The 12,221-nt window shown below is 64.6% G+C and carries 11 protein-coding genes and 2 pseudogenes; 8 read left to right on the top strand and 5 right to left on the bottom strand.

Annotated features, from left to right (window positions below; translation table 11 throughout):
• Positions 1 to 279: 279 nt before the first annotated feature.
• From recF to dnaA, 4 genes are all read right to left on the bottom strand, one after another.
• Entirely contained in the window at positions 280 to 1,383 is a 1,104-nt protein-coding gene (gene recF, locus Q0Y09_RS03535) for a DNA replication/repair protein RecF (protein WP_297717699.1), read from the bottom strand.
• Positions 1,380 to 1,592 (bottom strand): RNA-binding S4 domain-containing protein, encoded by a 213-nt coding sequence (locus Q0Y09_RS03530; protein WP_297717697.1) that lies wholly within the window; start codon positions 1,590 to 1,592, stop codon positions 1,380 to 1,382. The genes recF and Q0Y09_RS03530 overlap by 4 nt, the downstream gene beginning before the upstream one ends.
• A 118-nt stretch (positions 1,593 to 1,710) precedes the next feature.
• Positions 1,711 to 2,823, bottom strand: a complete 1,113-nt coding sequence (dnaN, locus tag Q0Y09_RS03525; RefSeq protein ID WP_297717694.1) for a DNA polymerase III subunit beta — start codon at positions 2,821 to 2,823, stop codon at positions 1,711 to 1,713.
• Between the two features lie 668 nt (positions 2,824 to 3,491).
• Positions 3,492 to 4,814: a chromosomal replication initiator protein DnaA gene (gene dnaA / locus Q0Y09_RS03520; RefSeq protein WP_297717691.1), complete on the bottom strand. Its 1,323-nt coding sequence runs from the start codon at positions 4,812 to 4,814 to the stop codon at positions 3,492 to 3,494.
• 471 nt (positions 4,815 to 5,285) lie between these two features.
• Here dnaA and rpmH point away from each other — a divergent pair, with 471 nt between their 5' ends.
• The 8 genes and pseudogenes from rpmH to Q0Y09_RS03480 all read left to right on the top strand — a co-directional run.
• Positions 5,286 to 5,420 (top strand): 50S ribosomal protein L34, encoded by a 135-nt coding sequence (gene rpmH, locus Q0Y09_RS03515; protein WP_297717689.1) that lies wholly within the window; start codon positions 5,286 to 5,288, stop codon positions 5,418 to 5,420.
• Positions 5,421 to 5,540: 120 nt separating this feature from the next.
• Positions 5,541 to 5,888 carry a ribonuclease P protein component gene (gene rnpA / locus Q0Y09_RS03510; protein WP_297717686.1) on the top strand — a complete coding sequence of 116 codons (348 nt, stop codon included), beginning with the start codon at positions 5,541 to 5,543 and terminating at the stop codon, positions 5,886 to 5,888.
• Positions 5,885 to 6,103, top strand: a complete 219-nt coding sequence (gene yidD, locus Q0Y09_RS03505; RefSeq protein ID WP_297717683.1) for a membrane protein insertion efficiency factor YidD — start codon at positions 5,885 to 5,887, stop codon at positions 6,101 to 6,103. The genes rnpA and yidD overlap by 4 nt, the downstream gene beginning before the upstream one ends.
• Before the next feature lie 26 nt (positions 6,104 to 6,129).
• Positions 6,130 to 7,545 (top strand): YidC/Oxa1 family membrane protein insertase, encoded by a 1,416-nt coding sequence (yidC, locus tag Q0Y09_RS03500; RefSeq protein ID WP_297717680.1) that lies wholly within the window; start codon positions 6,130 to 6,132, stop codon positions 7,543 to 7,545.
• Between the two features lie 29 nt (positions 7,546 to 7,574).
• Positions 7,575 to 8,348: an RNA-binding cell elongation regulator Jag/EloR gene (jag, locus tag Q0Y09_RS03495; protein ID WP_297717677.1), complete on the top strand. Its 774-nt coding sequence runs from the start codon at positions 7,575 to 7,577 to the stop codon at positions 8,346 to 8,348.
• A gap of 588 nt (positions 8,349 to 8,936) precedes the next feature.
• Positions 8,937 to 9,260 (top strand): cyclic-di-AMP receptor, encoded by a 324-nt coding sequence (locus tag Q0Y09_RS03490; RefSeq protein ID WP_033117614.1) that lies wholly within the window; start codon positions 8,937 to 8,939, stop codon positions 9,258 to 9,260.
• Positions 9,260 to 10,174, top strand: coding sequence for a DNA polymerase III subunit (locus Q0Y09_RS03485; protein ID WP_297717673.1), 915 nt, complete (start codon positions 9,260 to 9,262; stop codon positions 10,172 to 10,174). Before Q0Y09_RS03490 ends, Q0Y09_RS03485 begins: the two co-directional genes overlap by 1 nt.
• 17 nt (positions 10,175 to 10,191) lie before the next feature.
• A pseudogene (locus tag Q0Y09_RS03480) lies at positions 10,192 to 10,998 on the top strand (stage 0 sporulation family protein); the annotation flags it as partial.
• A 971-nt stretch (positions 10,999 to 11,969) separates the two neighbouring features.
• Here the strand turns inward: Q0Y09_RS03480 and Q0Y09_RS03475 are convergent.
• Positions 11,970 to 12,221 (bottom strand): annotated as a pseudogene (locus Q0Y09_RS03475) (dinitrogenase iron-molybdenum cofactor biosynthesis protein); the annotation flags it as partial.

Here is a 12,221-nt window from a genome sequence, read left to right as displayed (position 1 = left end):
TGCTTCGCTCCCGCTCAGCATGACGCAGGGGTGTGATACCGCACCCGGTCTGCGGGCGGCAGATTGCCGCCCCTGCAAAACCGCCGCAACGCCGGCGTAGGGGCCGATGTCCTCATCGGTCCGCAAACCTTCTCCCTCGCAGGGAGAAGGTGGCATTTGCGAAGCAAATGACGGATGAGGGTGCGTGGGATAGAATATCCGCCTTTTTCTTCCTTCCAACGCCCCCTCATCCGTCTGGCCTTCGGCCAGCCACCTCCCCCCCGCAGGGGGGAAGGTCTTTTAGATCAATTCCCCGCCGTGGATGCGGAAGACGGCCCCCTGGTCCAGGCACTCCAATCCCTCGTCTTCACAGCAGGTAATAAAGACCTGGCCGCCGGTGATGCGGTGGAGGACGAATTCCTGCCGGCGGCGGTCCAGCTCGCTGAGCACGTCGTCCAGCAGCAGCACCGGCCACTCCCCGGTGTCCCGGTAAAAGATCTCCCGGCAGCCCAGCTTCAGGGAGAGGGCGGCGGTGCGGGTCTGGCCCTGGGAGGCGTAGGTCTTGGCCTCCAGGCCGTTCACCCGGACAAGGAGGTCGTCCTTGTGGGGGCCGGTGAGGCACTGCCGGGCCTCCAGCTCGGCCTGCCGGTGGGCGCGCTGGTGCTCAAGCACCGCCTCCAGCAGGTCCCGGGTGGGCCCCAGTGGGTCGGCCACGGTGCTCACGGTGGCATAACCCAACTCCAGCTGCTCACGCCCGCCGGAGAAGTCGGCGTGGACGGCGGCAGCCGTCTCCCGGAGCCGCTTTAAGAAGTGGGCCCGGTAGTGGATGAGCACCGCCCCCGCCTGGGCCATCTGGAAGCTGAAGTCGTCCAGGGTATCCAGCAGGGCGGGCTTTTCCTCCCAGTCCCGGAGGATGCGGGTCTTGTGCTCATAAAGCCGCCGGTACTGTCCCAGGGCGGCGGCGTACCGGGGCCGGAGCTGGCAGATGCACTCGTCCAGGAATCTCCGCCGCTCGGCTGCCCCCGCCCGGATGAGGGAGAGGTCCTCGGGGCAGAAGAGGACGGTCTGGAGGACGCCAGAGAGCTCCCCGGCGGTCTTGAGCTTGACCCCGTTGGAGAAGAGCTGCCGCCGCTGGCCCCGGCGCAGCCGGGCCTCCAGCTGGAAGGTCCGCTGCCGGGCCTCCACCGTGGCCCGGACCTGGGCGGCGTCGGCATCCAGCCGGATGAGCTCCCGGTCATACCGGGCCCGGTGGGAGGCGGCGGTGGAGAGGTAGGCCACCGCCTCCAGGAGGTTGGTCTTGCCCTGGGCATTCTCCCCGCAGATCACGTTGACCCCGGGGGAGAAGGCCGCCTCCAGGCGGCGGTAGTTGCGAAAATCCTCCAGGGCCAGGGCGTCCACCCTCATTGGATGGTGAGCTCCACACCCTCCAGGGTGACCACGTCTCCGGGGCGCAGCTTTTTGCCCCGCATGGTGCACACCTCGCCGTTGACCTGCACGTCGCCGGCCTGGACGGCCTCCTTGGCCTCGCCGCCGGTCTCGGTGACCCCGGCAAACTTCAAAAGGGCGTCCAGCTTGATGAATTCGGTCTGGATCTTTACGGTCTGTCTCTGCATGGTCTTCCTCCGTCTTCTCTCGGTTGATATCCGGCCCGTTCCCCGGTCATTCTGCCCGGAACGGGCCGTGCCCAGCCGTTTTCCCGGTCAAAAGGGGGGCGGCGGGGCCGATTTTGGGTCACTCTCCCGCCTTCAGCCGCACGGGCAGCACCATATAGAGGAAGTTTTCCTCCCCCTCGGCGGGGAGGATGACGCAGGGGGCCACCCCGGAGCTGAGCTCCAGCCGCACCTTGTCGGTGGGGGCGGCCTTGAGGGCGTCCATGAGATAGCGGTTGTTGAAGCCGATCTCCAGTTCCTGGCCGTCGCCCTCGATGGGGCACTGGTCGGCGGCGTCGCCGATGCCGGTCTTGGTGGTGATATGCAGCACATTGTCCCCGAAGACGCAGCGCAGGGGGGATTTGAGCTTGTCGGAGATGATAAGGCTCACCCGGTCGATGGAGGTGAGGAGGGTGCGCTTTTCGCCCACCACCTTGATGGCGTTGTTCCGGGGGATGGCCTGGCGATAGGCCAAAAACTCGCCCTCCAGCCGGCGGGAGACCAGCATGGTGTCCCCCATGCGGAACATGACATGGCGGTCTCCCTCGATGACCAGGGCCTCATCCTGGCTGTCGGAGCAGATCTTCTCCACCTCGCCCAGGGCGGAGCCGGGCACCACGAAGGAGAAGGAGGGGGCCCCGTCCTTTTCCAGAATGGCCTCGTGGCGGAGGGCCAGCCGGTAGCCGTCCACGCTCACCATGGTGAGGCCGTCGGCCCCCACTTCAAAGAGGGAACCGGTGTGGATGGGCCGGGACTCGTTGTCGCTGACGGCAAAGATGGTCTGCCGGATCATGGAGCCCAGCTTGTCCCGGGAAATGGAGAAGCTGTTCTGATCCTCCACGGCGGGCAGCTCGGGGAAGTCCTCCGGGTCGGTGGCCAGGATGTTGAACTTGCTCATGCCGCAGGTGATGTTCACCAGGTAGCCGTCGGCGGAGAAGGTGACCACGTCGTCGGGGAGCTTGCGGACGATCTCACCGAAGAGCCGGGCGGAGAGGACCAGGCTGCCGGGCCGGTCAATCTGAGCGGGGACCACGGTGCGGATGCCGGTCTCCAGGTTGTAGCCGGTGAGGCGGAGCTCCTCGCCGGCCTCCAGGAGGATGCCCTCCAGGGCCGGAATGGAGCTCTTGGGGGAGACGGCCCGGGCCGTGGTGGCGATGGCCGATTGAAGGAGTGCTTTTTCACAGGAAAATTTCATGGGGGTGGGTTCCCTTCCTTTCGTGCTCCGCTCGTTTTTGAGGAGAGGAGAGGATAAAAGATAGAAATAGTACTCGTAGTATAAAATATTGTGGAAAAAACGCGGAAGCCCTTGGGAGAGCAGGCCCAGCGCGTCCACAGGGGCGGTGGACAAAATGCGACGATTTCCACACAGGGGAAAAAGGGCGAAAAATTGTCCACAGGCAGTTGTCCACATTTCCACAAAATCCGGTGGAATCCGACAGGGGGCGATTTCCAGGGGTGAATGAGTATTTATACATGAGTTGCATAGAGTTGCAGGTTGATGATGCAGGGGCATGCAGGATTTCCGCCATTTGCGGGAGGAGCGCCGCAGATGGCTGTTTGCAGCATTTTTCTGTCTGTGGAGCGCGGATGGCCGGGCCGATGAGGATATCGGCCCCTACGCCAACGCTGCGGCGGTTTTGCAGGGGCGGCAATTTGCCGCCCACAGACCGGTGCGGTACCATGCCCCCCCTGCGTCATGCTGAGCGGGAGCAAAGCATCCGTCATCCTCGTCTTTTTCCTGCCGTCAGGAGACGGAAATGCGGATTCTTCGGCTCCGCCTCAGAATGACGAGACGGAAGGGGAATGCGGCGGGCGGCCCCAGGCCGCCTCTACAAAGGGCAGGCCATCCGGGCACGGACCTTACTACTCGTACCTCGCGTTGATATTGGCCCGGATGTCCTTGATGACCTCGGAGATCTCGGGGGTGGTCTTTTTCAGCTTTTCAATGCGCTCGATGGAGTGGAGGACGGTGGTGTGGTCCCGGTTTTCAAATTCGCGGCCGATCTCCTTGAGGGAGAGGTTGGTCATCTCCCGGATGAGGTACATGGCCACCTGGCGGGCCAGCGCGGTGTCCTTGGTGCGGCCCTGGCCCCGGAGGGCGCTGTTTTCGATGTTATAGAAGCTGCACACCTCTTCGATGATGACGTCGGCGGTGGGCATGATGTCGGTGGGGTCCTTGAACATGTCCCGCACCGCACGGGTGACGGTGGCGGCGTCGATGCTGCTCCCCTCCAGGTCCCGGAGGGCCATGATCTTGTTGACGGTGCCCTCGATCTGCCGCACGTTGGCGGTGATGTTCTCCGCCACATACTGGAGCACCGCTTCGGGCAGCTCCACCCCCATGCGGATGGCCTTGTTTTTGATGATGGCCATGCGGGTCTCGTAGTCGGGGGGCTGGATGTCGGCGATGAGGCCCCATTCAAAGCGGGTCTTCAGCCGGTCCTCCAGCTTGAGCATCTCCTTGGGGGGACGGTCGGCGGTGAAGACGATCTGCTTCCTCGTCTCATAAAGGGTATTGAAGGTGTGGAACATCTCCTCCATGGTGGAGTCCTTGCCGGCGATAAACTGCACGTCGTCCATGAGGAAGACGTCGGCGGAGCGGAATTTCTCCCGGAACTCCTGGTTGCGGCCCTCCCGAATGGCCTGGATGAGCTCGTTGGTGAAGGCGTCGCCCTTGATATAGACGATGCGGTAGTCGGGGTGGTCGTCGTGGATCTTGTGGGCGATGGCGTAGAGGAGGTGGGTCTTGCCCAGACCGGACTCCCCGTAGATGAAAAGGGGGTTGTAGTTCATGGCGGGGGCGTCGGCCACCGCTCGGGCGGCGGCGTGGGCGAACTTGTTGGAGGAGCCCACCACGAAGCGCTCAAAGGTATACTCCTCGGTGCCGGGAAGAAAGCTCTCATCCCGGGTGCTGGGGGCGCGCTGCCGGCGCTCCATGTCCCCGGAGCCCAGCACCTCCACCTGGAAGTCGGCGGAGAAGAGCTCGTGGAGGGCCTTCTGGATGGGGGGCAGGTAGCGGGAGACGATGATGTCCCGCTTGAAGTCGGAGGGTGTGTGGAGAATGAACGTGTCTCCCTCCATGGACACGGCCACCGTGTCGTCGAACCAGGTGTGGATGGTGGTGGCAGTCATGTCCGCCTCCATGAGGGCCAGCACGCGGGACCAGATATCAGCGGCGGAATTCATGGTATCGACCTCCCTTTGTTCCCAAAGCTGGGTGCTCGCAGCCCCTTTTCAGACAGCAAAAGCAGCACCCCTGGGGAGCCCTCCCCAAGGATGATGCTGCCGCCCCGGAAAAAGGGCCTTTCTATCTATGGCGCGCAGGGGCCAAAAGTTGCACGTTCGCGTACACATTATAACAAAGAAATGAGGAAGTAGCAATAAGTTTTCCACACCTGCACCCACTTTTCCACAGGGCGGGACCGGTCTCCCGGCGGTGGGGCCACAACATGTTGTGTGTAAGGGAAAGTCCTTGACATATGTGGAAATTCCAGCAAAAATGTAGTTGACAGTGGGGGAAAATATAGGCTATAATATTCGATGCGTCCCGAAACAAGGGGGACGTATACCCATATGACGACCTCGGCCGGTCCTGGCCGGCCGTTGTGGTGGACGGGCCCGCCCGTCTTAAGGAACCGTTACAGGAGGTGTTCAGACATGAAGCGTACCTATCAGCCCAAGAAGCTCCAGCGTTCCAAGGTCCACGGCTTCCGGAAGCGGATGGCAGACCGGAATGGCCGGAAGGTCCTCTCCCGCCGTCGTGCGAAGGGCCGCGCCCGCCTGTCCCTGTAAGAGGGATGCGGCAGCCACCGAATAGAGCGTCTTGAAGGGGCGGGGGAAGCATTCCCACCGCCCCTGCAATGCATATGGCGGTTTTCCGCCGCCCGCGCCGTCAACAGGAGGGACCGGACCTTGAAGTTCACCGTCACCATGAAACGAAACCACGAGTTCCAGCGCCTTTACCGCAAGGGGAAGAGCGCCGCCAGCCCCTATCTGGCCCTCTACTGCCGGAAGTGCCGGCGGGGGGAGAACCGTCTGGGCTTCACGGTGGGGAAGAAGGTGGGCTGCGCCGTCAAGCGCAACCGGGTCCGCCGCCGTCTGCGGGAGATCTACCGCCTCCACGAGTCTGAGCTTTTGCCTGGGTACGACATCGTGGTGGTGGCCCGGGTGAAGGCGGTCTACGCCAGCTACGCCCGGCTGGAGAAGTCCTTTCTCTCTCTGGCGGATAAGCTGGGCCTGCGAAGGAAGGCGGCGGAGTGAAAGCCCTTCTGCTGCGGCTCATTCGGTTCTACCGCGACCATATCTCCCCCGCCCGACCTCCCTGCTGCCGCTTCATCCCCACCTGCTCGGCCTACGCCCTGGAGGCGGTGGAGAGGTACGGCGCCTGGAAGGGCGGCTGGCTGGCGCTGCGCCGCATCCTCAAATGCCAGCCATTCCACAGGCAGGTGAGCATCGAGTACGACCCGGTGCCCTAGCCTAGATCTTCCGTGGAGGCAAGCAAATGGATTTCGCTTACTACATTCTTACACCCTTTACCTGGCTGCTCCAGCTCTTTTACGACCTGACCGGCAGCTACGGCTTTGCCCTCATCTTCTTCGCCGTGGTGGTGAAGCTGATCCTCTTCCCCTTCTCCCTGAAGGGAAAGAAGAGCATGATCCAGATGAACATGCTCTCGGGCAAAATGCAGCAGATCCAGCGCAGGTACGCCAACGACAGGGAACGGCAGAACCTGGAGATCCAAAAGCTCTATGAGAAGGAGAAGGTCAACCCCATGGGCGGCTGCCTGTGGTCCATGCTGCCCATCTTCATCCTGCTGCCCCTGTACGCCATCATCCGCCAGCCCATCAAGTACATGATGGGCCTGGACCCAAACCAGATCAATACCCTTGTGGAGGTGCTCAACCAGTACGCTCCCGCCGTAATCGACCCGACCAAGAACGTCTACTACCAGCTGGTGGCCTCCAACGTCCTCTTTGAGAACTTTGACGCAGTGGTAAATAACCCCGCCGTGGCCGCCTTTGCCGACAACCTCAAGCAGCTCAACTTCTCCTTCCTGGGGATGGCCCTGTCCACCGTGCCCACCTGGAAGATCTGGGCCGGGCCCTTCAACTGGAACACCATCGGCACCTTCCTCATCCCCATCATTTCCGCCTGCACCGGCGTGCTGTTCTCCGTGGTCTCCATGAAGACCAACAAGCTCAACCAGAACCAGCCGGAGAACGCCCAGACCAAGACCACCAACTGGACCATGATGATTATGTCCCCCCTCATCTCTCTGTGGGTGGGCTACTCCATGCCCGCCGCCATGAGCGTCTACTGGGTGTCCAACAACGTCCTCTCCCTGGGACAGGAGCTGGTGGCCAGCCGGATGCTGAAGAAGGACTACGAGGCCGCCGCCGCCGCCAAGGCCGAGCAGGAGCGGCTGGAGAAGGAAGAGGAGAAGCAGCGCCGCCGGGAGGCCGCCGAGCGCAAGGCCAGGGCCATCGCCGAGGCCAAGGCCAACCACGGCAAGAAGAAGGCCAAGACCCACGAGGAGAAGAAAAAGAGCGATTCCTCCGTGATCGAGGTCAGCCGGGTGGGCATCCGTGCCTATGCCCGTGGCCGCGCCTATGACCCCTACCGGTTCAGCCCCGAGGGCCCCACGGTCTACAAGGACCCCGGCGCCCCGGTGGATGAGTCCGCCGTGGAGGAGGCCCTGGAGAAGAAGTCCGACCAGCTCCAGGCTGCGGCCGCCGAGACCAAGGCCGATGAGCGCATCGTGGAGGAGCGGACGGAGACGGCTGCCGCCGACGCCGTCCAGCCTGCGGCGTCTGCCGAGGCCGCCCCTGAGACGCCCGACGCCGAGGCCGGGGACCCCTGGGCCGGCATTGACGCCGAGGTGGAGGCCATTCACGCCGAGACCGAAGACAAGGAATAATCGCACAACATAAGGAGACGAGAAGACCTATGTTGCAGTATATCGAGACCACGGGTAAAAATGAGGAGGAGGCCGTTCAGGCCGCCCTCCGCAAGCTGGGCCTGGACCGGGACGAGGTTTCCGTAGAGGTGCTGGAGCGGGCCAAGAGCGGCTTTCTCGGCATCGGCGGCAGCCCCGCCAAGGTGAAGGTGACCTACGAGGTCCCCGACGAGCCCGCCCCCCAGGCCGAGCCCGAGGCCCCTGCGCCGGAGCGGACCGAGGAGCCCGCTCCCGTTCCGGAGAAGGCCCCCGCCGCCCCGGCTGAGGAGCTCCGGGAGGCCGCCGCGCCCGCCGCCGGGGACCGGACCGAGGCCATCACCGCCTTCCTCACCGGGCTTATGGCCCACATGGGCGTATCGGCTGCCCCCCGCATCTCCCTGGGGGAGGACGGCAGCTATAAGGTGGAGCTGGTGGGCGAGGGCCTGGGCGCCCTCATTGGCCGCCGGGGGGAGACCCTGGACGCCATCCAGCAGCTCACCAGCTACGCCGTCAACCGGGGACAGTCCAAGCGGGTGCGCATCCATGTGGACGCCGAGGGCTACCGGGCCAAGCGGGAGGAATCCCTGGAGCGCCTGGCCCGCAAGGTGGCCGGGAAGGTGGTCAAGTACCGCCGGAACGTGACGCTGGAGCCCATGAACGCCTACGAGCGCCATGTGATCCACACCGCCCTCCAGGACTACGCCGACGTGACCACCTACTCCATCGGCACCGAGCCCAACCGCCGCACGGTGGTGGCCTATGCCAAGGGCGAGCACCAGAACTGAGCAGATACCACCAAACCCCCGTCCGTCAGGACGGGGGTTTTTCCATTCCGGGGTATGGAAACCTTCCCCCTGGAAGGGGGAAGGCATTCCCCCCGTCATTCTGAGCCGAAGGCGAAGAATCCGTTGGCTCCCTCTAAGAGGGAGCTGTCAGCGCAGCTGACTGAGGGAGCGTTCCATCCCGGAACAGGATGGGAGAAGCGGATGCTTCGCTCTGCTCAGCATGACGCGGTGCTATCCCGCAGGGGCCGATGTCCCCATCGGCCCGGACGCAGCCCCCGGCCCACCCTCATCCGGCGGCTTAAGGCCGCCACCTTCCCCCTGGAAGGGGGAAGGTCCGGGGTATGGAAACCTTCCCCCCACAGGGGGGAAGGTGGCTGGCCGAAGGCCAGACGGATGAGGGGACGTTCCGAAGCTGGGCTTGCCCGGCTGTCAGCCGCCCGCCCGATGCGGTACCGCCCCCGTCTCCCTTTCGCGCGAAGAAAAAATATCTTTCCTATTTGATATAAATAGGGTATAATAAATAGGAATCACTGTTCTTACAAACAGCCTGTATTGGAACGGGCCTGTCTGCATCAAGGAGGGATTTCCATGAAACTGATCCTTGCCATCATCAACTTTGACGACGCCAACGCCGTGACCCACGCCCTGACCAAGAAGGGCTTCTCCTCCACCAAGCTGGCCACCACCGGCGGCTTCCTCATGGCGGGCAACGTCACCATTCTGGTGGGCGTGGACGAGGAGAAGGTCCAGGCCGTCATCGACATCATCAAGGAGCACTCCCACTCCCGCAAACAGATGATCCCCACCACCACCGAGATGAGCTACGGCTACTACCCCTCCATGCCTGTAGAGGTCACTGTGGGCGGCGCCACCATCTTCGTGGTGGACATCGAGCGGTTCGAGCGGGCCTGATGCGGGGACTGGAGGTCCTGGCGGGCAATTCCCAGGCCAAGCGCCGGCTCTCTGCCGGGCGGGGGCTCTCCCACGCCTACATCCTCTCCGGCCCCGCCGGTTCGGGGAAGCGCACCCTGGCGGGGCTCCTGGCCCGGGCCCTGGTGTGTTCCGGGGCGGGAGAGGCTCCCTGCGGCTCCTGCCCCGACTGCCGGAAGGCCCTGGCCGGGATCCACCCCGACATCGTGTCCATCGGGGAGGATGGGAAGGACATCAGCGTGGCCATGGTTCGCGCCCTGCGGTCCGACGCCTATATCCGGCCCAATGAGGCCGGACGGAAGGTCTATCTCCTCCCCAACGCCCACACCATGAACCAGAGCGCCCAGAACGCCCTTTTGAAGCTGCTGGAGGAGGGCCCGCCCTATGCCGCCTTCCTGCTGCTGGCCGAGAATGCCGGGGCCATCCTGCCCACGGTGCGCTCCCGGTGCGAGAGCATCGCCCTGAGCCCCGTCACCCAGGAGGAGGCCCAGGCCGTCCTGGCCGCCCGCTTTCCGGACCGCTCCGCCGAGGAGCTCGCCGACGCCGCCCGCCGGTGCGAGGGGCTCATTGGCCGGGGGCTGGCCCTGCTGGAGGGGGGCGGCCATACCCGAGAGGTCCAGGACCAGGCTCGGCGTCTGGCGGCACTGCTGCTGGAGGGGCCGGAGCTCAGCGCCCTGGAATTCTGCACGGGGCTGGAAAAATGGGAGCGGGAGGACCTGTGCGCCCTTCTGGAGGAGACGGTGGAGCAGGTCTGCGCCGGCCTGGGCCGCCGCTGGGAGGTCCGGCGGGGGATGGCCCTCATTGGCCGCCTGGAACAGATCCGGCGGAGCCTGGACTTCCATGTGGGGGCCGGCCATGTGGCCGGCTGGCTGTGCGCCGGCTCCTTTTCACTTTGAGATATGAGGTTATCCACATGACTGAGATCATCGGTGTCCGCTTCAAAAGCGGCGGAAAGCAATACTATTTTGACCCCAAGGGCGTCCAGGTGACGTCCGGCCAGGGGGTCATCATCGAGACCGCCCGTGGGGTGGAGTACGGCCAGTGCGTCCAGGGCAACACCATGGTGCCCGACGAGTCGGTGGTCCCCCCCCTGCGGCCCATGGTCCGGGTGGCCACGGCGGAGGACGAGAAGATCGTGGCCAAAAACCGGGAGAAGGAGGCCAGGGCCTTCCGCATCTGCCAGGAGAAGATCGCCGAGCACGGCCTGGAGATGAAGCTGGTGGAGGTGGAGTACAACTTCGAGGGAAACAAGATCCTCTTTTTCTTCACCGCCGAGGGCCGGGTGGACTTCCGGGCTTTGGTCAAGGATCTGGCCGGCATCTTCCACACCCGCATCGAGCTGCGGCAGATCGGTGTCCGGGACGAGGCCAAAATGCTGGGCGGCCTGGGCATCTGCGGGCGGCCCTTCTGCTGTTCAGGCTTTCTGGACGAGTTCCAGCCCGTGTCCATCAAAATGGCCAAGACCCAGAACCTCTCCCTCAACCCCACCAAGATCTCGGGCACCTGCGGGCGGCTCATGTGTTGCCTCAAGTACGAGCAGGAGGCCTATGAGGACGCCGCCAAGCGGCTGCCCAAGCAGGAGTCCTTTGTGGAGACCCCTGACGGGGTGGGCACCGTCTGCCAGGTCAACCTCCTCAAGGAGCAGGTGAAGGTCCGCCTGGACGACGCTCCGGAGGCCCTCAAGTGTTACCGCAACTGTGAGATCTGCGTGGTCCGCAACGGCAAGGGCAAGCGGCCGGAGGACTATGTGGCCCCGCCGCCGGAGGAGCTGGCCAGGCGGCGATATGTGGCCCCCCGGGAGGAGGGGGCGTGGGGCGTCCCCACCCAGGAGCGCAGCGCCCTGGCCGAGGCTCTGGAGCGGGTGTTCCAGGCAGCGGAGGAGAACGCCCAGCCCACCCGTGAAAAGAAGATGGCCCCCCAGGAGCGGGGGAGCCGCAGCCGGGGCGGATCCCGGCGGCGGAAGGGGAGCGGCGAGGGCAAGCCCGCCCAGGAGCCGGCCCCCGAGAAGAAAAAGGAGCAGCCCCCCAAGGGGGACAAGCCCAAGGGCGAGGGCCAGCGGGGCAGTCGGCCCAACAAGGGCAAGGGGGACAGGCCCCAACAGGCTCAGCAGCAACAACAGACGCCCAGAGAGGGCGGCGAGGGCGGGGAGAAGAAGTCCTCCTTCAGCCGGAACCGGAACCGCCGCCGCCGGCGTCCCTCCAACGGCGGACAGCCGCCCAAGCCCCCCGCAGCGGAATAAACGATAGGACAAAGCGCCTGTCCGGCATCGCCGGACAGGCGCTTTTTGCGTTTGGACCATGTGGGAAGGGGTTTCACCCCTACGGCTTGTTCTCCGCGTCATGCTGAGCGGGAGCGAAGCATCCGCTTCTCCCGTCCTGTTCCGGGATGGAACACTCCCTCAGTCAGCTTCGCTGACAGCTCCCTCAAAGAGGGAGCCAACGGATTCTTCGGCCTGCGGCCTCAGAATGACGGGGAATATATGGGCGTGTCTGGGAAGCCGCGCCCATGCACCATGTCATTCTGTGGGGCGCGGCTTCCCAGACGCGCCAAACCACCCCGCAGTAGAGGCGCACCTGCGTGTGCGCCCGCAGGCATGGCGGCCACGCTGTTCTGTGGGCATGCAGGGGCGGCAACCTGCCGCCCGCAAAACAGCAAGACCCCCGTCTGTGAGGACGGGGGTCTTGTTCCATTTTAGTGCTCCCCGCAGTCGTGGCCGTGGCCGCCGCAGTGGTGGTCATGGTCCCCGCAGTGGTGGTCATGGTGGCCGCCGCAGTCATGGCCGTGGTGCTCGTCGTGGTGGTGGCACTCAGCCGCCGGGTCAAAGGCCAGCTTCCCGGCCAGCAGGTCGGCCACGGCCTGGTCGGCATCGCCGGACACGCCGCCGTAGAGCTGGACGCCCGCCTGGGCCAGGGCCGCCCGGGCCCCGCCGCCGATGCCGCCGCA

Origin of the sequence: Intestinimonas sp., assembly GCF_026169115.1 — a bacterium.
Taxonomy (GTDB): domain Bacteria; phylum Bacillota; class Clostridia; order Oscillospirales; family Oscillospiraceae; genus Intestinimonas.
This window is presented reverse-complemented; position numbering and strand designations above follow the sequence as displayed.